Origin of the sequence: Microcoleus harperi Pol14_C6 (genome assembly GCF_036701295.1) — a bacterium.
Taxonomy (GTDB): Bacteria; Cyanobacteriota; Cyanobacteriia; order Cyanobacteriales; family Microcoleaceae; genus Microcoleus.
This window is the reverse complement of record NZ_JAUBQN010000035.1, coordinates 30,255-52,647: the sequence shown is the minus strand read 5'-3', so window position 1 is coordinate 52,647 and position 22,393 is coordinate 30,255. Positions and strand designations below refer to the sequence as shown.

Annotated in this window: 16 protein-coding genes; 7 read left to right on the top strand and 9 right to left on the bottom strand. The window is 45.3% G+C overall.

Annotated elements, in window-relative coordinates; genetic code table 11:
• Positions 1-171: 171 nt before the first annotated feature.
• Entirely contained in the window at positions 172-540 is a 369-nt protein-coding gene (locus QUA27_RS21020) for a hypothetical protein (protein ID WP_333070175.1), read from the bottom strand.
• Between the two features lie 327 nt (positions 541-867).
• On the opposite strand from QUA27_RS21020, the gene QUA27_RS21015 reads away from it, so the two are divergent.
• Complete coding sequence (locus tag QUA27_RS21015; RefSeq protein ID WP_333070174.1) at positions 868-1,395, top strand: orange carotenoid protein N-terminal domain-containing protein; 528 nt, start codon at positions 868-870, stop codon at positions 1,393-1,395.
• A gap of 247 nt (positions 1,396-1,642) precedes the next feature.
• Here QUA27_RS21015 and QUA27_RS21010 read toward each other — a convergent pair whose 3' ends face one another.
• The gene (locus QUA27_RS21010; RefSeq protein WP_333070173.1) at positions 1,643-3,514 is read right to left on the bottom strand and encodes an ATP-binding protein; all 1,872 of its coding nucleotides are present in this window, start codon (positions 3,512-3,514) and stop codon (positions 1,643-1,645) included.
• A 398-nt stretch (positions 3,515-3,912) separates the two neighbouring features.
• Between QUA27_RS21010 and QUA27_RS21005 the strand changes: the two genes are divergently transcribed.
• Both QUA27_RS21005 and QUA27_RS21000 read left to right on the top strand, forming a co-directional pair.
• Positions 3,913-4,632 (top strand): response regulator, encoded by a 720-nt coding sequence (locus QUA27_RS21005; protein ID WP_333042026.1) that lies wholly within the window; start codon positions 3,913-3,915, stop codon positions 4,630-4,632.
• A 484-nt stretch (positions 4,633-5,116) separates the two neighbouring features.
• Positions 5,117-6,769 carry an alpha-amylase family glycosyl hydrolase gene (locus tag QUA27_RS21000; RefSeq protein WP_333070171.1) on the top strand — a complete coding sequence of 551 codons (1,653 nt, stop codon included), beginning with the start codon at positions 5,117-5,119 and terminating at the stop codon, positions 6,767-6,769.
• A 383-nt stretch (positions 6,770-7,152) separates the two neighbouring features.
• On the opposite strand, the gene QUA27_RS20995 is transcribed toward QUA27_RS21000, so the two are convergent.
• Together QUA27_RS20995 and QUA27_RS20990 are read right to left on the bottom strand one after the other, a co-directional pair.
• The gene (locus QUA27_RS20995) at positions 7,153-9,786 is read right to left on the bottom strand and encodes an EAL domain-containing protein (RefSeq protein WP_333070168.1); all 2,634 of its coding nucleotides are present in this window, start codon (positions 9,784-9,786) and stop codon (positions 7,153-7,155) included.
• Between the two features lie 402 nt (positions 9,787-10,188).
• On the bottom strand, positions 10,189-10,992 hold the full coding sequence (locus QUA27_RS20990) for a DUF2267 domain-containing protein (RefSeq protein WP_333070166.1): 804 nt from the start codon (positions 10,990-10,992) through the stop codon (positions 10,189-10,191).
• Positions 10,993-11,561: 569 nt separating this feature from the next.
• Between QUA27_RS20990 and QUA27_RS20985 the strand changes: the two genes are divergently transcribed.
• The gene (locus QUA27_RS20985; protein ID WP_333070165.1) at positions 11,562-11,993 is read left to right on the top strand and encodes a response regulator; all 432 of its coding nucleotides are present in this window, start codon (positions 11,562-11,564) and stop codon (positions 11,991-11,993) included.
• Here QUA27_RS20985 and QUA27_RS20980 read toward each other — a convergent pair.
• The 3 genes from QUA27_RS20980 to QUA27_RS20970 all read right to left on the bottom strand — a co-directional run bounded on the left by QUA27_RS20980 (position 11,962) and on the right by QUA27_RS20970 (position 14,790).
• Positions 11,962-12,396 carry a Na-translocating system protein MpsC family protein gene (locus QUA27_RS20980; RefSeq protein WP_333070163.1) on the bottom strand — a complete coding sequence of 145 codons (435 nt, stop codon included), beginning with the start codon at positions 12,394-12,396 and terminating at the stop codon, positions 11,962-11,964. The two genes, QUA27_RS20985 and QUA27_RS20980, sit on opposite strands and share 32 nt — an antisense overlap.
• A gap of 83 nt (positions 12,397-12,479) precedes the next feature.
• On the bottom strand, positions 12,480-12,857 hold the full coding sequence (locus QUA27_RS20975) for a BON domain-containing protein (protein ID WP_333042016.1): 378 nt from the start codon (positions 12,855-12,857) through the stop codon (positions 12,480-12,482).
• Between the two features lie 277 nt (positions 12,858-13,134).
• Positions 13,135-14,790, bottom strand: coding sequence for an alpha-amylase family glycosyl hydrolase (locus QUA27_RS20970; protein ID WP_333070162.1), 1,656 nt, complete (start codon positions 14,788-14,790; stop codon positions 13,135-13,137).
• Between the two features lie 840 nt (positions 14,791-15,630).
• On the opposite strand from QUA27_RS20970, the gene QUA27_RS20965 reads away from it, so the two are divergent.
• Entirely contained in the window at positions 15,631-15,879 is a 249-nt protein-coding gene (locus tag QUA27_RS20965) for a hypothetical protein (protein WP_333070158.1), read from the top strand.
• A 161-nt stretch (positions 15,880-16,040) separates the two neighbouring features.
• On the opposite strand, the gene QUA27_RS20960 is transcribed toward QUA27_RS20965, so the two are convergent.
• Positions 16,041-16,886, bottom strand: a complete 846-nt coding sequence (locus tag QUA27_RS20960; RefSeq protein ID WP_333070156.1) for a cyanophycinase — start codon at positions 16,884-16,886, stop codon at positions 16,041-16,043.
• 536 nt (positions 16,887-17,422) lie between these two features.
• Positions 17,423-17,620, bottom strand: a complete 198-nt coding sequence (locus tag QUA27_RS20955) for a hypothetical protein (protein ID WP_333070153.1) — start codon at positions 17,618-17,620, stop codon at positions 17,423-17,425.
• Between the two features lie 366 nt (positions 17,621-17,986).
• On the opposite strand from QUA27_RS20955, the gene QUA27_RS20950 reads away from it, so the two are divergent.
• Both QUA27_RS20950 and QUA27_RS20945 read left to right on the top strand, forming a co-directional pair.
• A complete protein-coding gene (locus QUA27_RS20950) occupies positions 17,987-19,897 on the top strand; it encodes an ATP-binding protein (RefSeq protein WP_333070151.1) in 1,911 nt (636 codons plus the stop codon).
• A 375-nt stretch (positions 19,898-20,272) separates the two neighbouring features.
• On the top strand, positions 20,273-22,363 hold the full coding sequence (locus QUA27_RS20945) for a CHASE domain-containing protein (RefSeq protein WP_333070150.1): 2,091 nt from the start codon (positions 20,273-20,275) through the stop codon (positions 22,361-22,363).
• The last annotated feature ends 30 nt before the right edge of the window (positions 22,364-22,393 follow it).

Genomic DNA, 22,393 nt, shown 5'->3' with positions numbered 1-22,393 from the left:
TTTAAGGACACAACATTGTTGTGTCCCTACGGTATGGCAGCTTATCGTACACTCACTTGACAATTCAGAACTTATGCAAAACGTGATTTGACGCGGGAATTATAGGGGTAAGGCGGGGCATCAGCACCCTACAATACAGAGGTTTTGCATCGAAGATGGAGAATTTCTAAATTAACTGCCGGGAGTACCAAGATCGATCGCTTTCTGCATCACATCGTCGGTAACTTCGCCTGGTGTACCAGCAGGCTTAATTTCCTGAGCCATCGAACGAAAATCATTGGGATTGCCGCTTGTATCTACCGGCTTTGCAGTATTATCTTGAGCAGCGGGAATAGGAAATTTAGGTGCAGTTGCAGCGGCGGCAGCTTGAGCGCCGGCACCTGTGCGATCGATGTCACTAACGCTGAATTCTTTTGAAGCTTCGTAGTCTGCTGATACATCAACGGTCGGCAACTTTTGTTCTCCAGCTTCCGCGCTTTCAGTGATCTGCTGAGCGTCAAAATTTTCAGTGTTATTGACTTCTGTATTGATTTCAGACATAGCCGACTCCTTGGTACTTTTATTTAACAATTCACTGTATCAATTATTACTTTAGCACCCGGCTTTTTCATCTACCCGCAGATGTATCGTTGGCTTCTATCTTAAGGATGATTTATTCTAGGTTAGTGCCTTAACATTACATCACTTTCCGAAAAGAATGCAGCTTTAGACAAGCTCCCAACCCATACATACTAAGCCATTCCCCCTTGTTTAATCTAAAATCTAAAATCTAAAAACTAAAATCGTATTACCTCTCGGGGATGGTGACTTGTACTTACAAATCTTGATATTTGTATATTCTGGAAGCATTTTTAAGGAATTTTGTTTATGAACTCACCCGCCGCCACCAATCCTCACTCTCTCTCCAACGACACTAAAAACATCGTTCAGACAATCAACGGGTTGGGTACAGATGAAAAACTGGCGCTGCTCTACTTTGTTTATGAAAAAATGGGAGATTCAATTACACCAGCCGCTCCCGCCGCTGCCGAACCAGAATTAGCTCCCATGCTGCTGGATGATTTTTACAAGCTTTCCCACGACCAACAACTAAATATAATGCGCGGTATTGTCAATGGCGACGACACGCCCTATTCCCACGCTTACGGAGCTTTAACTGCTAACAATCAGTTGGTGGTTTGGTATGCTTGGGCTATTGGTATGGGAGAAACAATTGTCGATATCCCCGAAGGATATGAGGCAACTGAGGCTGTCAATGGCGTGTTGGGTCAAATTGAAGGTCTTGATTTTGAACAGCAAATTACAGTGCTGCGCGACGTAGCTAATAATATGGGCTACACCGATGTTAAACCAATTGCTACTCAGTCGGAAGTAGGGAAAACTTCTAGTCTGTAGATAGGAGTCTGGTGTTGCAACCTATCCTACACAAACTCTCCTCCTAGCAGAGAGGGACTCAAGAATAAACGAATTACCCAAAACCTCTATATGTAGGGTGCGCCGAGGCGCACCCTACCGCCATAAGGAGTAGGTAAAACCTTTTTTTGCTCTTAGTCATATTTATTTTTTCGTGTCTTAGAGAGGGACGAAAGTTTTTGTAATCAGTTAAAATCGGCTCTTCTGAGAAATATAAAAAGGTCTTCAGTCAGCAAGTGAGTTTTTTAGGGTAAATTTTTCGCGGGAACTCCATCCGAAATATCGAACCTTTGTTGGGTTGACTTTCGGCGGTAATTGTACCGTCGATCATCTTGACTAAAGAAGCACAAATAGCTAGTCCTAAACCAGTGCCGGTATATTGGCGAGTTGTACTTTGGTCGCCTTGGTGGAACTTGTCGAAAATGTGGGGAAGATCCTTTTGACAGATGCCGATTCCTGTATCCCGAACGGTGATAATTAGCCGATCGCAATTTAATTCCCGCACCTCAATGTAAATGCTGCCCTCATGTGTGAATTTAACCGCGTTGGAAACGAGATTCACCAAAATTTGCCGCAGGCGCAACTTGTCATTAACTATCAAGTGATCCTGCAAGCAGACGCTGACGGACAATGCCACGTTCTTATCGGTGGCTTGATTTCCGAATTCCAGGGCGACATCCATTACTAAATGCGTTAAATTAAATTTTTCAATTTTTAATTCTGTGCGGCCACTCTCGATTTTGGAGAGGTCGAGGATATCGTTAATTAGCAGTAGCAGGTTTTTGCCGTTATGTAAAATGCGCCCTACCATTTCTGTTTGCTGGGCGCTCAGCAGTTGTTTGTGCTGGCGCAGCAGCAATTGGGAAAAGCCGATAATCGAATTCATGGGAGTTCGCAATTCGTGGGACATAATGCCCAAAAATTGCGATTTTAACTTGGCTGCTTCTAGCAGTTGCAATTTTTGCTGTTGAATGCGTCGCCCCTGATTTTCCAGTTCTTCCTGCTGGCGAATTAGCAGCTCGTTTTGCAAGTCTAAAAGCTGTTCCTGTTTTTTTAATATTTCGATCGCCCGCGCGCTGTTAATCGCGATCGCAGCTTGTTTTCCCATCACCGCCAGCAGTTTCTGAGTATGCCCGTCAATGGCCGTGCTGTCTTTCCCGTTGCCGATGGCCAACACACCCAAACGCCCGCTTTCCCCGGACTCGATCGCCGCAGCACAGGCCGCCGCCGGCAGCAAGCCGTCGCCAGACTCCGACCGCAACAGTACAGGCTCTCCCGTCGCAAATGCTTTCCACAGCAGCTTGTTTTGCACGTGCGGGGTTTGGCCGGCACGTGCAAAGTTTTCCGCGCCCCCGACAGCGCTGAGTTTGAGGCCGCTGCAATCGCACTCCAAGAGAGCAACCAGGCAAAATTCCGCTCCTGCGATCGCCTCTACAGTCGCATCCGCAATGCCTTGCAACAACTCGCACAAGCTACCCGCGCGCTGGCTTAACAGATTTGTAAATCGATCGAGCGCGTGCAACTCGTGTTCCGCGTCCCTTACCGTCCGGGCTTCAAACCAATTTTTTACTGTAAAATTGTTTTCCGAGGACACTTGATCGGGCAAAAATTCTGGTTCTGCTTGGGGTGCGGCTGGAGTTTTTTGGATGGCGTCGATTTCGGTGTAGGTTCCCGCCCACTCCAAAACTTCCTGACTGTCTACATTAGCGGGCGTTCCTCTGGCCATGTTCCAGCGGTAAATGCCCTCTCGCGTCTGCAGACGAAATAGAATTTCGTAGCTTGGCGGCGGGAACTCAGAAATGTGCGATCGCGCCAAAAGACGAGGATGGTCTTCTGGGTGGATCTGCGCCAGATAGCCGAAACCCAAAGCTGCTGCTGCTGGTACGCCCGTGTACTCCTCCCAGCGCTGACAGAAATAAGTCGCCCAGCCGTCGGCCTTTGTTTTCCAAACTATGTGAGGAATTGCCGACCGCAGGCGATCGTCCTGACTTTCGCAGTCGCCAACTTGCGGTTGGGGGGAGGTTATTTCAGATACTTTGTGTAAGATTTCAGAGTCGGAAAACTCCGACGGAAAAGACTTATTGCGGTCATACTGAGTCATAACAGGTTATATAAATAAGCATTGAACTTGAGCCCTAACACCGGCTAAAGACTCGTGCTGCTAGCTTTATGGATTTTGACGTGCCAACTGCATCAAAATTTTTTATACTTTAAACTTATCTGGGTAGTGATATCTTTACCTCTATCAACGGGCGGACAATGAGATAATTCAGTTAAACTGTTGAAACATTGAGAGCTTACCTGTTCCGAGGAAGGCTCGTGCAGGCATCGCCGCAAAATAACTTAAAAATTAACTTGCATTCTTGGCGGCTGCATGAGTATGCTTAAAAATGATGTGCAGCCTGTAAAACCCTAAATCAGGACACATTCTCAAATTTACTCAGTTTAGCTGAGTCAGTTGACGATATTTTAAAAGTTTAGCGGACTATTGGAAGAAAGATGAGTAAAATTCGCGTTGCTTTGATAGAAGACCATGACCTGACAAGAGTCGGCATCCGCACAGCTCTACAACAGCGTGACACGATAGAAGTTGTCGGCGATGCAGCTAATGCTACAGATGGATTGAAACTGCTTCAGTCTTCAAAACCTGACGTGGCAATTGTAGATATTGGGTTGCCGGATTTTGATGGCATTGAATTGACACAAAAGTTCAAAAAATCCGTAGCGGAGTCCGATCCAGATACAAAAATTTTGATTCTGACTTTTCAGGACAATGAAGAAGAAGTTCTGGCAGCTTTTGCCGCCGGAGCTGACTCTTACTGCATGAAAGATATTAGCTTCGATCAGCTATTAGATGTAGTAAAAGTAACTCACGAAGGTAATTCTTGGATCGATCCGGCGATCGCCCGTATCGTCCTGAAACAAGCTCGTACTCAGGAACCCGCGCCGGAAGAACCGAAGGCTGAGGGCAAAAGAGTCACAATTAAGGCTGCCGAACCCGAGTTTAGTCACATCATTGAGACTTACCCTTTAACCGAGCGGGAATTAGAGGTTTTGGAACTGATCGTGCAGGGTTACAGCAATGCTGCAATCGCCGAAAAGCTTTACATTACTGTCGGTACAGTGAAGACTCATGTCCGCAATATTTTGAACAAGTTGTGCGCTGATGACCGCACTCAGGCAGCCGTTCTCGCCCTGCGTTCTGGCTTGGTTGGATGAAGCCTTATCATCAGGCCAAATCAAGTTAAAAGTAGGGTGCGCTGTGCGCACCTTACGGCTGCTGATTTAGGGTGTGCAGTGCACACCGACTTACTAATTATTAGCAAAAAATTAGGGTAGGCAGTGTACACCAGCCGAGCAATTGTTTGTTGTTGAAAAAGTAATAAATTTTAAATCCGCATCTATCCCAGTACAGATATTTTTTCAACTTTAAAAAAAGTAAATATACCTTAAGATAGATGCTAAAAAACTATCATATTACTAATACTTAGTGTTGACCGATCCCCAATTAGATAAATTTCGCTGCCACTGCTAATATTGCGCGATCTCACTTCATAAAAGGCGCAGGCAGAAGCCAGATTACGATACTTTTAGGAATAGTTAGGCATTAAAGAAATTATATCTGCAGAGCGATGCTGAGTTCGCTTAAATTAGCGAAATTAAAAGTATCAACTGCTACTGAAATGTTTTAGAAAGAGGTATTATGGCCGCCCCAATTGAATTCAAGTTATTTGCTCCCTACAACAAAGGAGCTGCCTTGATTGGCTCTTTTTCTAATTGGGAAGAGATTCCGATGGAAAAGGACGAAGAGGGTTATTTCCGCACGCGAGTTGAGTTGGAGGATGGCGTTTATCAATACAAATTTCGCGTTCAGTCGAAAAGCTGGTTTCTGGAAGCCGATCAGTGGGTAGATGTGGTCGATCCCTACGCGACTGATATCGACGATCCTACTCAAAACGGCATTGTTCGGATCAAAGATGGCGATCGCATTGTCGATACCTACGTCTGGAAAAACGACGATAAACCGCTACCGGCCGATAGGGAATTAGTGATTTACGAAATGCACGTTGCTGACTTTTCCGGCGGCGAAGATGATCCCTTCGCCCGCGGCAAGTACAAGCACGTCGTCGAAAAACTCGATTACCTAGTCGAACTCGGCGTTAACGCGATCGAACTCATGCCCCTCAAAGAATACCCTGGGGACTACAGTTGGGGTTACAACCCCCGCTACTTCTTCGCTGCCGAGTCTAGCTACGGAACCACAGAAGAACTCAAAAACCTGATAGACGAGTGTCACGGGCGCGGCATTCGCGTCATCATCGACGGGATTTACAACCACTCGGAAGCGTCGAGCCCCCTCACTCAAATCGATCACGATTATTGGTATCACCACGAACCCCGCGATCCAGACAACAATTGGGGCCCGGAATTTAACTACGAATTCTACGACGAAAACTTAGACACTTACCCGGCCCGCAGATTTGCTGGCGATACAGTCCGCTTCTGGATTCAAGAATATCATCTCGACGGCATTCGTTTCGACGCGGCGCGACAAATTGCTAACTACGATTTCATGCACTGGGTCGTTCAAGAAGCCAAAAGTGTCGCCGGCCCCAAACCATTTTATACCGTTGCCGAATACATTCCCGAAAATCCCAGCATCACGAATTTAGACGGGCCGATGGACGGCTGCTGGCACGACAGTTTCTATCACTCCATAATTCCACAACTCTGCGGGGACAATTTTGATTTAGAACGGCTCAAAGAGGTAATCGACTGCAAGCGGCAAGGTTTCTTGGGTGCTACGAATGTAGTCAATTATTTGAGTAATCACGACCACGATCGCGTTTTTGCCGAATTGGGCGATCGCGGAATTTTGGATGAAGCAGCATTCAAACGGGCGAAGTTGGGAACCGTGCTGTTAATGACAGCAGTTGGCGTGCCGCTGATTTGGATGGGCGAAGAATTTGGCGAATACAAAGCCAAAACAATTGAGCAAGCTAAAATTGACTGGACGCTGCTAGGAAATGACTTAAATAAAGGTTTGTGGGAATACTACAAAGGCTTGATTCACCTGCGTAAAAATAACCAGGCACTTTACACAGAAAACATCGACTTTTTCCACGAAGACCCCGACTCAAAAGTTTTTGCTTACACTCGCTGGAACGATGAAGGTTCGAGAGTGGTAGTAGTGGCGAATATGTCGGAAAATTATCTAGCAGGTTACAGCGTTCCCCACTTTCCGGCAAACGGAACTTGGCACGAATGGACAGGGAATTATGATATTGAATCTGGCGATGACAATATTATGATTGACTTGCCGGAATACGAAGCGAAAGTGTTTGTTTGGCAGTAAGTTGTCAGACCTCCGAAGCACTGATTCCCCATTCAAAAATATCAGGACTGAAGTTCTTACTACCAACCAGGAATAAATGTGGGTAGTAAGGACTTAAGTTTTTTCTTAATTCCCCCAAACTCCGAGAACGGATTTCCTGACTACAAACTTATCAGGCAATACGGTTCAGTTAAAACTATTTATTCCTCGGATATCCCCCTAAATCCCCCTTAAGAAGGGGGACTTTGAGTAAGTTCTGCCCCTTTTTTAAGGGGGGCTAGGGGGGATCGAGCTTAACTGAACCGTATTGACTTATAAGCATTATTTTACAGACTCTGATCCCATTCACAACTCTAAACAAAAACTCTTTTGTGTTCCGCTTCCCGATTGTTAATTTAAACTCCTTATATCCCAGATTGATTTTCTAAGCACAATTGGGTTATAGCCGCCGCCGGTATTGGTTTGCTAAAAAAGTAACCCTGACCCATATCGCACTGATGCGAGTGCAAAAATGCCAACTGTTCTGCTGTTTCCACTCCCTCAGCAATCACCTGTAAATTTAGGCCCTGTCCCAAGGCGATCGCCAGTTTCACAATAGTAGCACCGCTGCTGCCGGTCACCAAGTCGGCCACGAAAGATTTGTCTATTTTTAAATTATTGAGGGGAAAGTTTTTCAGAGACCACAGCGAAGAATAACCGGTGCCAAAATCGTCCAAAGCAATGTGAATCCCCATGTCCTGCAACTGCTGCAATACCGACACCGTAAAGCTCACATCTGTCATGGCAATACTCTCGGTAATTTCTATTTCTAAATATTCGGGATTTAACTTGGTTTCTGATAAAATTTCAGCGATGGTTTGTACCGTGTGAGGTTGCAGAAACTGCCGGGCTGATAAATTCACCGCTATCCGCATCGGCGGCAATCCCAGTAACTGCCACGCTCGATTTTGCAAGCAAGCAGTCCGCATCACCCATTCGTCAATTTGGCAGATTAATCCTGTTTCCTCAGCTAAGGGAATAAATCGATCGGGAGAAATCAAACCGCGTTCTGGATGTTCCCAGCGAATCAGAGCTTCCATGCCGACTATTTTACCAGTCTTTAAATTTATTTGCGGTTGATAGTGCAGCACAAACTCGGATTTTTTTAGAGCTTTGTAAAGATGATTTTCTAAGTTAAGATCCTCGGAGACTTTACTGCCGATCGCCCGCGTGTAAAACTGATAATTATTGCGACCTTTCTGTTTAGCTTTGTACATTGCAGCATCAGCATTTTTCAGCAAAGTTTCTGCATCTTCTCCGTCATAAGGAGCCAAAGCAATTCCCAAGCTAGCCTTAATATAAAGTTCTAGACCCTCAAAATCAAAAGGACTGCTTAAACTCTGGATAATTAGCTGGCAAATTTTAGTTGCTTCGTCAGGGCTGTTGATATTGTACAGCAGCACAGTAAATTCATCTCCGCCCCAACGAGCCATCGAATCCCCCACGCGCAAACAGTTAGTTAAACGCCGAGATACACTTTGCAGCAACAAATCACCCACTTGGTGACCTAGGGTATCGTTAACATTTTTAAATCTATCCAAATCTAGAAAGATAACCGCCAGCATTTCTGCGTTTTGGTGAGCACTAGCTAAAGCTAAAGATAGCCTTTCATTAAACAGCAATCTATTAGGTAAACCAGTTAAGGGATCGTGAGAAGCTTGATGTCGGATCATCGCCTCGACCCGTCTCTGCATTGCAGCCATGTACAGGTGAGTTCCTAAAGATTGTGCTAGCTTCTGTTCCTCGCTAGTCCATTTTTGAGCTTCGCCTGTTTTGATTTCTTTCCAAGCTGCAAAGGATTGTCGGGGACGATCGTTCCGGGCGTCCGAACTGCAACGCCCCGCCCACAAAATTTCTGTTTCTATAGGGCTGCGAAAAACGGTGAGACAGCCGATGCACTGTTGGCGGTATTGCAGCGGTACTGCCAAAAATGAACGAATGGAAGCTGCGACTAAATTGGCAGATACAGATTTGAGTTGAGGTTCTTTAGAAATATCCGCAATTGCATACAAATGCGGTACGATAAAACTGGAAACATTGCTGTCAATTGAACTGTAATGCTGGGAATATAGATTTTCAAAAATATCTAATGGGCTTGTATGATGAGCAGTTTGTGTTCGATCGCCTTGGTTGTCCAACCCCATGATCTGCTGCCAAAACGGGCTGAGTTCAAGGTCGATGTCCGCGGGCTGCTGGCCACAGGTATAAAGCAAAGCCGGTCGATCGCCAAACTCGGCTGCAAGGTAGAGTCGCCCTCCCGAACCGTGCAAATGCTTGACTGTTTGTTCCAGAACTGCTTTCCGAATTTCGTTGAGTTCCAGAGGAGAATGCAGCAAACTGGTAATTTGGTTGATAACGGCTTCGTCACGCGCTTGCTGTCTAGCTTGACTCAGCAGAAAAGATTGGGCGATCGCAATTGAAAGTTGATCCACAAGCAACTGCACCATTTTCAATTCTCGATCGCTAAACCGTTTCGGTTGGCTGTGGTGAGACACCAACAGCCCCCAAAGGTGATTTTGATGCACAATCGGCACCGTCAGAGAAGAACGTGCCCCCATAGCCTTTAGATATTCAGCGTGACAGGGGTCTACAGGACTATAGCTAATATCTTCAACTGCTAAAGTTTTGCCTGTTTCTGGACAATCTAACCGATTAATTGTTTGATGCTTCAATTCCACATCTACAATCACTCGCTGGCGGGCTTTGAGAAACATTTCCCGAGCGCTATTGGGAATGTCGCCTGAGGGAAAGCGCAAACCCAGCATAGAGGACAAATTGTGGCCGTTGATCGACTCAGCAATGACTTCACCGCTACCGTCGGCCTCAAAGCGATAAACTTTTACTCGATCGCTCTCTAAAAAGCTGCGGATTTCTCGGGCAGTTGTCGTCAAAATCTCCTGCAGTTCTAAAGAGTTGCGGATGCGATTGGTAATTCGATTGAGTAAAATCTCTTGTTCTAAAGTCGATCGTGACATTTGTCTAACTTTGGTGCGGGTCATGCCTTTTGATCTCCCGGGCTGTTGACAGCATTTTTGCGATCCACAGTCTTAACTTGCCTTGTATTATACATTACAACACTTTCGCGGCGTCTAGGGGCTTGACCCAACCTCAGACCTAGAAACTCGGTTTATGGGAATATTTCGGCTTTTTCGACAAATTTCGGTGATCTACGGGGTTTTTCACAGCACTTACAAAGCAAGAAAAGAGCCATCAGAAAATTAGTGAGGACTCAAGTCCAATCTAGTTCGATCGGGACTCAAGTCCTCACTACAAAGCAATTCCAGAGCTACAAGACAAAACGTATAGAGAAACCGGGTTGACCAACCAATATTCTCGCTCTTGAGAGCAGAATACTGATTGGTCAACCCGGCTGGTAAGTATTTATACCTTAAAAGGTCTCGTTAAGCCGACTCCCAAATTCCCCGAATTCTGTCCGGCAAAAAGCCAGCTATTTCCTGAATTCGCTCCTCGGACAGCTCATCCTTGGTGGCAGAAAATACAGCCGCGATCGCAGTTTCCGGTTTTACTCCCGAAGGAAGTGACCCTTCTAGTTCCACCCTCCGTGCAAACAAATTGCCATCGATCCCCGCAGGTGCAGGCGGGCCGGTCAAAGGCTGACGTATGCGGCTGAGCAATCCCACCAGCGGATTTGTATCTTTCCAGAGGTCTGCTATTTCTTGTTGCAGGGTTTTGTCATCCGTAGGCAAAACTTCTTTGTGCAATTCAGATTCCACGTGCTCGATGGCATCTTTTGTCATCACATCGCGCATGACCCGGTACACTACTTCGGTAATGTCCCTGGCATCAAAAATATCCTCCAAGTGGCCGTTTACCATCACTTTTTCCAAAAACGGCATATCCTTTGAAGCGATAGGAACTGCCGATCCTTCCTGGTGGAGCGACGTAGGAGGATTCGTCTCCATTTTGTGTAACAGTTTGCGGCCTTTTTCTGTTAACTCCGCTTCTTGAAATGCCACTAAAGGCGGCAATAACTGAGCTCCTCCATAAGGCTCGCCACTAAACTGAGCTTTGATAAATTCCCTTTGGTTGAGGTAGTCCAAATGACCGAGCAATTCTGCTTCTGCCACCTCGTGACCGACATATTCTTCCGCTGCGTTCCTAATTTCCGACTCTCCCCTGCCGTTGTCAGTGCCAATCTTTTTGAGCAAAATGTAAGTTAGGTCGTCTCTGAGTGGAATTGTCATTAAAACCTCCTAGGTTAATATCCGGTCAAGCTCATGTAAAAACTAATTTTTTTTACTGGCTTAAATTGTGATGATTACTACTTAAAAATATTGAAGTCTAAAGTACAGTAATCAAGTATCTCTCAGCAGGTGGAAGTTATTAAAATTAAGTATCGGTTAGAATCTTCCTTTAGGTAGATCCCTGTAGGGGAACCCATGTCTAATGTGGTTAATATCCTAAAAAGCTGTCGCCACTATTGAATGTTATTAAGCGAGGATGCTTTATTGGTAACATTTTTCGTCTTTATTGCGTATTTTTACCAACTGACGCACCAAGAGTGCCTTAGTTGGTAATTGGTCCTGGGAGAGGTAGAATAAAGCAGATGCTATGCGGTTAATCAACTGCAGTCGTTTTGCCTGCAGCTTGTAGCAATATTGTATCGGGTTAGACCAAAAACTGGTCATCGGAGAACTACAAATACGAGCCAATCTGTTTCAAGTGCCGCAGCGCCACTTGAAGAATGCCTCGGAGACAACTTTTTTGATCGTTTCGCTCGGCATTTATGAACTACCCTCATTGGAACAATACATTGGAATCCTCGTCTTTCACTAGCGGTCAACCCCCGGTTGAGCAGCGTCCTTTAGTGTTGGCGGTAGACGACAATCAGGACAACTTAGAGCTGCTGACACAAATACTCGATTTATTGGGCTGTGAGTGCGTGGGAGCAGTTGACGGGTACGCAGCTCTTTCAGCCGCAGTCGATCGACATCCCGACCTAATCGTACTCGACATTTGCTTGCCGGATATAGACGGTATGGAAGTAGTAAAGCGCGTCCAACAAAACCCCGAGATCAGACATATTCCGATTGTTGCTGTCACAGCACTAGCAAAACCAGAAGACCGCGCTCGAATTCTCCAAGTAGGCTGCGTGGAATACCTTTCCAAACCTTTTAACATCAAAGATTTAGAAAGAGTTATCCGCCAGCACCTCAACTCTCAAATGGTTGTGGTTGAGTTTTAGATTTATAATTAGAATCACGAACTTGAGGTGCAGAGTCCAAAATTGCGATCGTTCCAGTGCGGCCAGTCTCCAAGGTCGCATCGCGGAGCAAATCAGTGACTCCCACGCCCAAAACCTTTTGGATTAATTCTTTAAGGGGCAATTCCAGCACTGATTCTAATTGTGTCCGCACCTGCAAAGCCAAATCTTGCTGGCCGTTCTGAGCCAGTAATTTTTCGGGTTGAGTCAGCCCATTTTCGACAACAATTATCAATTTGTTATCCACAAGATTGCACAGCGCCTGACTCGTTGGGTGTCCGAGTTGAGAGCGGTACAAAGCTTGAATTCCCTGCGAAAGAGTCCGTTCTAATTTCCCCCGAGTAGGTTCTAAGGTTTCCCCTGTCATATTTTTTATTGAAACCATGAGAGATAAAAAAAACAGTTAGCAGTTAACAGTTAGCAGTTAAGTTAACTGTTAACTGCTAACTGTTAGAAATAACCGTCGCGTTAGCCGACAGTAACTTCATTAGTTTCCACCCCAGTTGCACCCTTAACACCTTTAGCAATTGTCACCAACTTGTTGACAATTTCCTGACTGGGGACTGTACCTTTAAGAACCACAGTAGTGCCAAGTTGAGCCACATAAACAGTCTCAATATCCGCAACATCTGGATTTGCATCGAAAGCCTGAGCCACCCGTTTAGCTAAGCCGCTTTGATCGTATTCTCCATTCAAGCCCATGCGTTCCGGCGGGATTGTCTGAGCGCTCGCAGCAGGTTGAGCTTGAGCTTGAGATTGAGCTACAGGTGCTTGGTAAGCAGGAGCGTCAACAGTTTCTTGATTTTCAAGTTTTTCTAAACCAAACAATCTTTTTAGCCAGCCCATAGAGTTTGTCCTCCGACAAAGTTTGTGTTAATTGACGTGTTAATTGACGTGTTAATTCACGGTTGGCAAGTCGCCCTGTAATTGTTATTCTCAATACCAGGAATTACGATCGCACTCTTGGATGCAGAAACCGAGTTTTTTTACAAAAAAGTATCGTTACAGCCATCCACTTAGGTAGAAAAACCCAGTTTGTTGAGTTTGGTGCGCCCGTCTTAAATACAATTTACTGTTGTACAACTGGGCCGTTCATCTGCCTGGAGACATAATTCTCCCGCTCTCAAACAAATACTTGCGCTGACCATTCCGGCAAATCAAACTTAAACCCTTCTTCCCCAACTTCTACTATTTTGTTATACATCCACTCGTGCCAAGTTCCTGCCGCTGGAAACTTAGGAATGCAGTAACCAGATAGATAAGTATCCGAAAAATTAGCGACAACTACTGCTCGCGTTCCCTCATCACTCCAGCGATAGTAAGCCAGCACTTTGGCTTCGGGATTTTCGTGGATGAATTCAATATTTTCGGTATAAAGTGCCGGCAAATGTTGCCGCAGCCGAATCACCTGTTTGTAGTATTCCAACAACTCATGATTTGGCTGATTTTTCAACAAAGACCATTGCAGTTTATTCGGCTGGTTGGGAGTTTGCCCAGTGGATTGTCCAAACTCTTCGCCCATCCACAGCATCGGTATTCCTACTGCTGTGACTAACAAAACCGCTCCCAATTTAGCGCGTTTAAAAGCCGCTTCTCGATCGATATCCCGAAAGCTGGCTTCGGCCAGCAAGTGGTCACGGTCGTGACTGGCTAAATAATTGATCGCATTAGTTGTGGTTTGATAGCCTTGTTGTTTGGGTTCTAGAACTTGCTTGAGCTTTTCCATATCGAAAGTCTTCCCCGCCAGATTTTCTATGGCAAAAATGCGAAAACTTTCGTGCCAGCACCCATCCATCGGCCCGTCTGCAGCGACGAGTTCGGGAAGTTCTGGAATGTGTTCTGCTATGTTGTAAAATGCCTTGTTACCGGCGGTTTTTTTCGCTTCACGAGTTATCCAGTGTAGGAAATCTCGATTGTCCAACTGCCGCACAGCATCGTAGCGAATGCCGTCGATATGATATTCTTGAATCCAGAAATTAACGACATCGCCGATGAATTTCCAAGCGGGACGAATGCCGAGTTTGGGGTCGAAGTTTTCGTAGTTAAACTCCGGGCCCCAGTAGTTAGCCGGATCTTCGGGATAGTGTTTGTCGCGGTAGTACCAATAATTGCGATCAATTAGCAATAAGGGACATTCTTCATCGCAGTGGTTGTAAATCCCGTCCAGAATCACCCGAATGCCCCGTCCGTGGCACTCGTCAATCAATTGCTTCAAATCTGCGGTTGCACCGTAACTGGACTCTACGGCAAAGAAATCGCGGACTTTGTAGCCCCAGCTATAATCGCCCGGATATTCATTAACTGGCATTAGTTCGATCGCATTTATCCCCAAATCGCAGAGATAATCTAATTTCTCCTTCACCTGCTGGAATTTACTGCAACTGTCGGAACCATCCGACCCGGAAAAATCAGCAACGTGCAGTTCGTAAACAACTAATTCTTCATTATTGGGGAGTTCTTTGTCGTCGTGCTGCCAAACATAGGTATCAATAATTCGCGCGCCTGCTTTGATGCGAACTGTACTTGTATCCGTAGTGCGGTCAATTTCAGTGGCGTAGGGGTCATTGACTTCTACCCATTCGTCCGGTTCAAAACATGGACTTTGCGACTGAACTCGGAATTTGTATTGATAAATACCGTCTTCTAACTTAATGTTAGTGCGGAAATAACCTTTGTCATCTTTTTCTAAAGGAATTTCTGCCCATTGGGAAAAGGAGCCGAGCAGTTTAGCTGCTTTGTTGTTGGGAGCGAAGAGTTTGAATTCAATTGCAGCGGCCATGAATATCTTGTTTGCAGAACTTATAAGTGTGATTAGTATTGATTTTTACAATTTGGTAAATCTGTCGCCATCGTTCTTAAGAGTTAAACCTCTAACTCTTATGTTGTAAGGTACTTGGGGGCGCAGCCGGAAGATTTAGTAGTGCGAACCCTAGCGATTGAGTAAGGTGCGCCCCTAGGCACCCGGAAACCAGATGTTAATCAAAAATGTAGTTAAAGTAACTAAAAATTATTAAGTGCTATTTATGAAAAATAGTCCGGGCTGTTTTGAGTTCGTAGTCGGAAACCCTAGATTTTCCGTTGGTAGCGAACTTGCCTTAGAGCCTTGAACCCTTATTCTACGGTTGGCTATCAAAAACTGTCCGAAGTATTGTATGAAAAATAATTTAACTTTTGATAACTAGATAAATCGTGGTGAACATTTAAGATTTGTAACTAAAGAAACATTTTTTAGCGGACAGGAATAATACCGTAGAAAGATGTCATTTTATGCGGAAACAGGGAGGATGAGCGTGTAATTATAAGGCAAGGGAAACCAGAAACATGAATTATTTATTCCACTGGGTTTTCCTGGGACTTTAAGCCAAGTTTGAGCCGAGAATAGCAATGATTATTTTTGCTTATGTCTTGGTAGCACTTGTTTTATAGTTTTTGACCGGCAAACTTTGTAGGACCAAAATCAGCTTTAACGACTGCTGCTACCTCAGTAATTGGTAATTGGTGAAAATCTCATTCGTCCCTATTACCCGTTAGATATTCCGAGCAGTGGCTCTAAGGCTCTAAAAGTTTAATGTGGGATGTTGGCGAATTACCGTTACTGTAAAACTCTGGAGTGTTAAAAATGCTAAAACAAATGTGTTGGTTGCCCAGACTCGGAGGCAATGGAGAAAAGATATTGCACTTGCGTACCGATGCCCGTCAGGCGTGGCGGCCTTATACAGCTTTTCCGCAGTTCGCTGCACCCGACTACCGGGAACCGGGCGGTTCTAACGGATGGGCAACATTTCAGAAGCTGAGAGTTCAAGGGTGGAATTTAATATCGACTGAAGAAGGGCAGCAGTCGATTTTTGGCGAACAGAAAAGTGCTTAAAAAATCTGAAACCGCAGCAATAAAAGAAGAGGTAAAATCCTCTTCTTTTTATTAGTTTTGGAGACAGAAACTGGGCTTTTAACCATCCTAGTTGGTAGAAGAGGTAAGGTGTAAATTGCTCACCTTACATAATTTTAAGATGTTTGCCAGTTGCAAGTAAATTAGGCGATCGCCGTTTCTCTCTCGGCTGTAGTTGCTACGTTATGGAGCACCGGCTGGCGAGTTTTCAAGTTAAACCGGTATCCGTGGGGGAGGATGTGCAACTTGGCCCCGCAAATCGCTAAAGCCTCATCCTTCAACAATCCCTCCAGATTGTCGTGGAGTTTTTCTGACTCGTCGATGACAGTTACAGCGCTTTCCCCAATGACTTCCAACTCGTCACCATCGACTAAAATAGCTGTATTTTCGTCAATACCAAATCCCAACACAGCAGGTTGCAGCAAGAGTGCCGAAACTAACCGTCCCAGACGACCTCGCTGGGCGAAATGCTGGTCGATGACAACTCCTGGAAGGAAACCCATTCCCGGGCCCATTGCTACCACATCAACGCGGGGATTTGTCTCCGAGTCTCCTTCAATAATCATCATGTCTGGCATCATTGCCGCGCCGGCACTGGTGCCGCCAATGATAATCCCTTCAGAGTAGCGTTTGTGCATAGCTGCGTCGAGTTTGGTGTCTTTCAAGCAGCTAATAATCCGCGCTTGATCTCCGCCGGTAAAGAATATGCCAGTGGCTTGTTCGATCGCTTCTAAATAATCTGGATTGCTGGCATCCTCTGGTCTCTGCGTGTCAACAACTCGCACATCTTCAGCGCCGAGCCGCTCAAACACTCTGATATAATTATCTCCTACTTCTCCCGGTAGGCTTGTCGCAGCAGTCATGACAACAATGCGGGCTTTAGTGCCTCCGGCGCACCGCAAGAATTCCCGCAGAATTTTGCAGTCCCCCTCTTTGTCTTCCGCGCCACCAATAATTAGCAACTTCCCCTGAATTTCGTTGCTCGCCATATTATCTCCACTTTTAATTTATTAAACTTCACTAAAACACAAAATTCCTTTTTCCGAGAACTGCCAAAAGGTATATATAAATACAAAAAAATCTCAGACTGCTACCCCTCCAGGACGCACACAGCAAGGGTGATATGGGTGTTTACTCTTGCTCGTGGCTGTAACGATGTTTTTGTTAAATAGTCCTGGAGGTACTAGGCTAAAGAAACCCGAAATAGAAACGAAAATTCTGCGTGTGAACGGAAAACCTTAACTGAGAAACCCCGGTTTTTGAGAAAGCTTTTGCGTCCGGGACTGGTAAAAAAACCGATTTCTGCGTCTAGGACTATCTATTTAGCTCATCCTTGACGATCGACAAAACAAACTTACCCCCCCTAACAGGAGATAGGAGGGGTCAAGAAATGAGCTTAAATTACAGGGTTGACGCGCGCACGGTGATCAATCCGGTTTCTGCTCCGATTCTTCGCTAATCCTCCTCTGATTGCTCGTAGAAATCGGGTTGATGAGCGTAAGTCCTCAATTAGTCCGATCGCCCGTTAGTGCGATCGCTCGATCAAATTGCTCAATATGGTACTCGCCCGTTCTAAAGGTAGGTGTCTGGGTTTGCCGTTCCAGACAATCTGATATTCGTTGCTGTTTTGACCATCGCCGTAGCCAGAAATTAGCTTCCGGTGAAATGCTTCCTCAGCTAATTGGTGAACTTTGTCCCTGAGAGCAGTTTGTGCGATCTTCATAATTTGCTGCCTCTTAAATTTTCTTTCACTGTCATAAACAATTATAAGTACAGAGTGTACCTCTCAAAAGTTATAGCTTTTTTGGCGAGGGGGGAAAGAAGTAGTCATTAGTCATAAGTGCTTAGTCATCAATGCTTAGTCATCAATGCTTAGTCATATCTTGAAGGAACAAGAAATATTTTCCCACTCTCGCCCTCTCACCCTCTCCCCATCTCCGCTACTATCCCACTCCCCCTCTCTGGCAATACTAAAGACAGAATTGCTCGGAGTATTTGTTTCACTGCTGGAATATCTATGCCCGCAGGTAGTATCCCATGCGCCGACTATAAAGTTACCGTAAAAGTTTAACTCAAAGGAGGTTAGAAAATGCTGCAAGAAAAAAGCACCGAAACAGCCCGCGTCAATGCTCGAAAAACCGATGTTTTTGATGTTTTCAACTTCAAACACTATATGGGGCCAAACCCTTATTTAGACACCGCAGCTTTAGTTTTCGATTTAGCGGTAACGGGCGCTAGCGAACCTTTGCCGATCGCACATTACCATAAAATTATTAGCGATCGCTACCCGCAACTGCTGCACGAAACTTTCTCGAACCATGCCCAACTGTTCGGCCGTACCGCCTCAGAAGTAGCAAAACTCGACATGGGTTTGCACTTCCAAAACTGGAACGTCAAGCCATTTTCTCACTTTAACAGAATCAGCATAGAAGCTCTTCACGCCCGCACCGCCAGAGCCGTAGTTTACGCAGTTTGGGATTGGTTTGAAGCCATCAATCAAAATCAAGACTTTCCCTTGGAAGCACAAATGGGCGCGCTGCAAAATGTGTTCCGGCAGTCAGTCTACGGAGGCCCGACAGTTTATTCGTTAATGCGATCGGCATCCCAAAAAGGCATTCCCGCATTTTATTTGTGGGATGAAGGACTAATGCAATATGGGTACGGCAAAAAACTGGTTCGCGGCTCTGCAACTACCTTTGATTCTGACAGCCACTTAGACTCAGATTTTACCACGCGCAAAGACGATTGTAAAGCTTTTCTCGCTACATTAGGATTCCCTGTTCCCAAAGGCGATATCGTCTCCACAGAAAACGGAGCTCTGGCAGTTGCTAGAGAAATTGGCTACCCTGTTGCTATCAAACCAGTAGTCGGTCATAAAGGAATTGGCGTAACAGCAGATGTCCGAGATGGTGAGGAATTGCAGGCAGCTTTTAAAAGAGCAGTTAAGGCAATTCCCGAAACAGACCCGGTGCGAGTAATTGTGGAAAACAGCATCAAAGGATCTGATTTTAGGCTGCTATGCGTTGACGGCAAGTTTGTGTCTGCAACTGAACGCCGGCCAGCTTGGGTAACAGGTGATGGCGACTCAACAATTCGCGAATTGATCCGCCGTGAAAACCGCAAACCAGAACGTTTGGATACGCCAACTTCGGCGATGAGCAAAATTCAGTCCGACGAAGCGATGGAAATGTATCTGGAAGAACAAGGGCTGTCATTGGATAGTGTGCTAGAGCGCGATCGCACTGTGTCTCTACGCAAAGTCGCTAATCTTTCCGCAGGCGGCGTCAGCATCGACGCTACCCGCACTATTCACCCGGATAACATTGTTTTGGCTCAAGATATCGCCCTACATTTTCGGTTAACTTGTTTGGGCATTGATGTGGTAACAGAAACTCTCACCAAATCTTGGAAAACAGGCAATTTTGGGATTATCGAGATCAATGCCGCGCCGGGAATTTTTATGCACCTCAACCCCGCTGTCGGCGAAGGAGTTGATGTGCCTTCCCATATTATCGACACTTTCTTTGAATCGGGAAAATCAGCCAGAATTCCGATTATTACTTTCAACAGAATTTCGGTACATGAGCTACAAGAAACTATCGACCATATTCTGTTGCAGCATCCCGATTGGACAATTGGTGCTGTTTGTCGCGGTGGACTTTTTGTTAACCGTTCTGAAAAAGTTTTGAATAAGAATTACCATCTGAACTTGCAAAGTTTGCTGCGGAATCCCAAGCTTGATTTGTTAATTGCTGAATATCCAGAAGATATTTTGGAAGCTGAGGGAATGTTTTATCGGGGCAGCAATATGGTGGTGCTGGACAATCCGGGGGAAACGGAGATGATGCTGGTTAGAGAAAGCACTGATGACGATACTGTGGTGGTGAGGGAAGGAAGTAGTATTTCTATTCGCCACCAGGGGTTGATCGAACAGTATACTCTGGGGGATGATGAACCGTTTACACGGGTTTATTTGAAGGAAATAGGGACTGTTTTGTAAGCTGTTCCAAATTTAAGTTGGCTTTGTGGGGCGGGTATTGAGTACCCGCCCCACCAGATTAAGGTTTTTTGTCGTTCCCAGGTTCTTCCGGGGCAGGAACTTGGGAGCACCCAGATGGGAACTGGCTTCGTTACACTTAGTTACAATTGGTTTCCATTCCTCAGTCGTGGATGCACTATTCATAAACAGCCGATTTCTTCCCCACTTTCTCGTTACCACACCAATATTTTTGTAGAAAGTGGGTTTCTCAGGCGAAATTCTATTCTTGCGATCGTAAGTTTTTAGACAATCTGGTTTGTTGGCTGTCCTTCGTGCTATCAAGGAATTTTACAAGTCTTTAAAAAATTGCACTCTGGTGGCAGAAGGTATGAAAATATGAATTTTGAAAGCAAGGGGTTTAATTCGCTGACAGAAAGTTTAATGTCGCGCCGTAGTTACATTCCAGCAGCCTTGACTCTTTGCATCGGTACGAGTTTGTCATTGGCAGCCGCAGCCGTTGTGTGGCATTCGGAAAACCAACGAATGCAAGCTGAATTTCATCAGCAAGCCGATCGCCTGAATGTGGCAGTGCAGCAAAGCATCAACAAAAATTTAGAATTTCTGTACTCACTTGAAGGATTCTACAGCGCATCTACTGAAGTTACCAGACAAGATTTCAAGCAGTTCACTCAACCTGCACTTGGCCGAAATTCTGCTATACATTCTGTTAACTGGATTCGGCGCGTCCCTGCTGGCCAAAAAGCAGCTTACGAACGGACAATTCGAGCCGAAGGTTTTCCGTCATTTCAAATTTACGAGCAAACTCATGACAAAAACCAGATCAAAGCAAGAGTGCGATCGGAATACTTTCCAATTATTTACAGAGAAGCACTAGAAGAAGATAACCAAGTGCTCGGTTTTGATGTTGCCTCCAGCCCCGATCGCAAAGCAGCTTTAGAGAAATCGGTGAATACCGAGAAAATAGCGGCTTCCGCGCGGATTAGATTAGTCAGCAACAATCAACCGGGATTGCAAGTATTTCTACCAGTACCCCGCCGCACAACTTCTGCAGATAACTCGGTTAAAGGCCGCCAAAACCTAATGGGAGTTATTGCGGGTCTGTTTCAGATCACCAGTATGGTCGATTCCTCTTTAGAATCGCTAAATTTAGACAACATTAATTTTTACCTCTATGACAACTCTGCTATAGAGAAAGAACGCTTTCTGGTGCGCTACGACTCACAAGCTAAGCAGTTGATAGATAACCCAAAACACGAAAAGCCAGAGTTAGCTAATTTGCGGGGAAAAATCTGTCAAAATCCTAGTGCTTGCACTCGCTTATTTAACGTAGCAGACCGCCAGTGGAGGCTGCTAGTTTTCCCCGGGAAGGGGTACAACAGTATGACGACGCATCAGGGTTCCCTGGCAATTGGCGCGATCGGGCTATTGATGACTGGCGGCTTGACGATTTACCTGTTGATGTCTCTAGAACGTACTGCAAAAGTAGAACAACAAGTGTACGATCGCACAATTCAACTAAAACAGCGCACCGCTGAACTAGAAACGGCACTAAAAAATTTGCAGGAAGCTCAATTTCAACTAATCCAAACTGAAAAAATGTCCAGCTTGGGGCAGTTGGTGGCTGGAGTTGCCCACGAAATTAACAATCCTGTCAACTTCATCTCTGGCAACCTGATCCATACAGGCGAATATACTCGAAGCTTGCTGGAACTTGTGGAAATATACCAGCAGCAATATCCAAACCCAAAACCAGAAGTGCAAGCCAAACAAAAAGAGATCGATTTGGAGTTTATCAGTGAAGACTTGCCTAAAATCCTAAAATCTATGAATATGGGAGCTGAACGCATCCGCCAAATCGTCCTTTCTCTGCGGAATTTTTCGCGCTTGGATGAAGCTGAAATGAAGTCGGTTGATATTCACCAAGGCATTGACAGCGCCTTGATGATTTTGGATAGTAGGCTGAAACCCCAACCTGGTTTTCCGGGCATTCAAGTCATCAAAGAATACGGAGATTTGCCCTTAGTGGAGTGCTGGGCGGGACAATTAAATCAGGTATTTATGAATGTTTTGATCAATGCCATTGATATTTTAAATGAAGCAAGAAGTTACATTTTACCCAATGGTAAAAATACCTATGATGGGGATTTTTCACCTAGGATTCGGATTCGTACTGAACTGTTAAGTTCTAATTGTGTATGCGTGCAAATTGCTGACAATGGAGCGGGCATGACGGAGAATGTAAAAAAACGTTTGTTCGATCCGTTTTTTACTACCAAACCTGTAGGCAAAGGTACGGGCTTGGGATTGGCGATCGGCTATCAAATAGTGGAAAAACATAAAGGTTCGCTCAGGTGCGTATCGGCTCCGGGAGAGGGAAGTGAATTCTGGATAGAGGTGCCGGTGCGGCAACAGTCTAAGCAATCTGTTTCTAAGGTTTCACCTGCGGTAGGTGCCACTTGGAATTAGCGGGAGAAATCTCGCTTCTAGCTGAGTCTT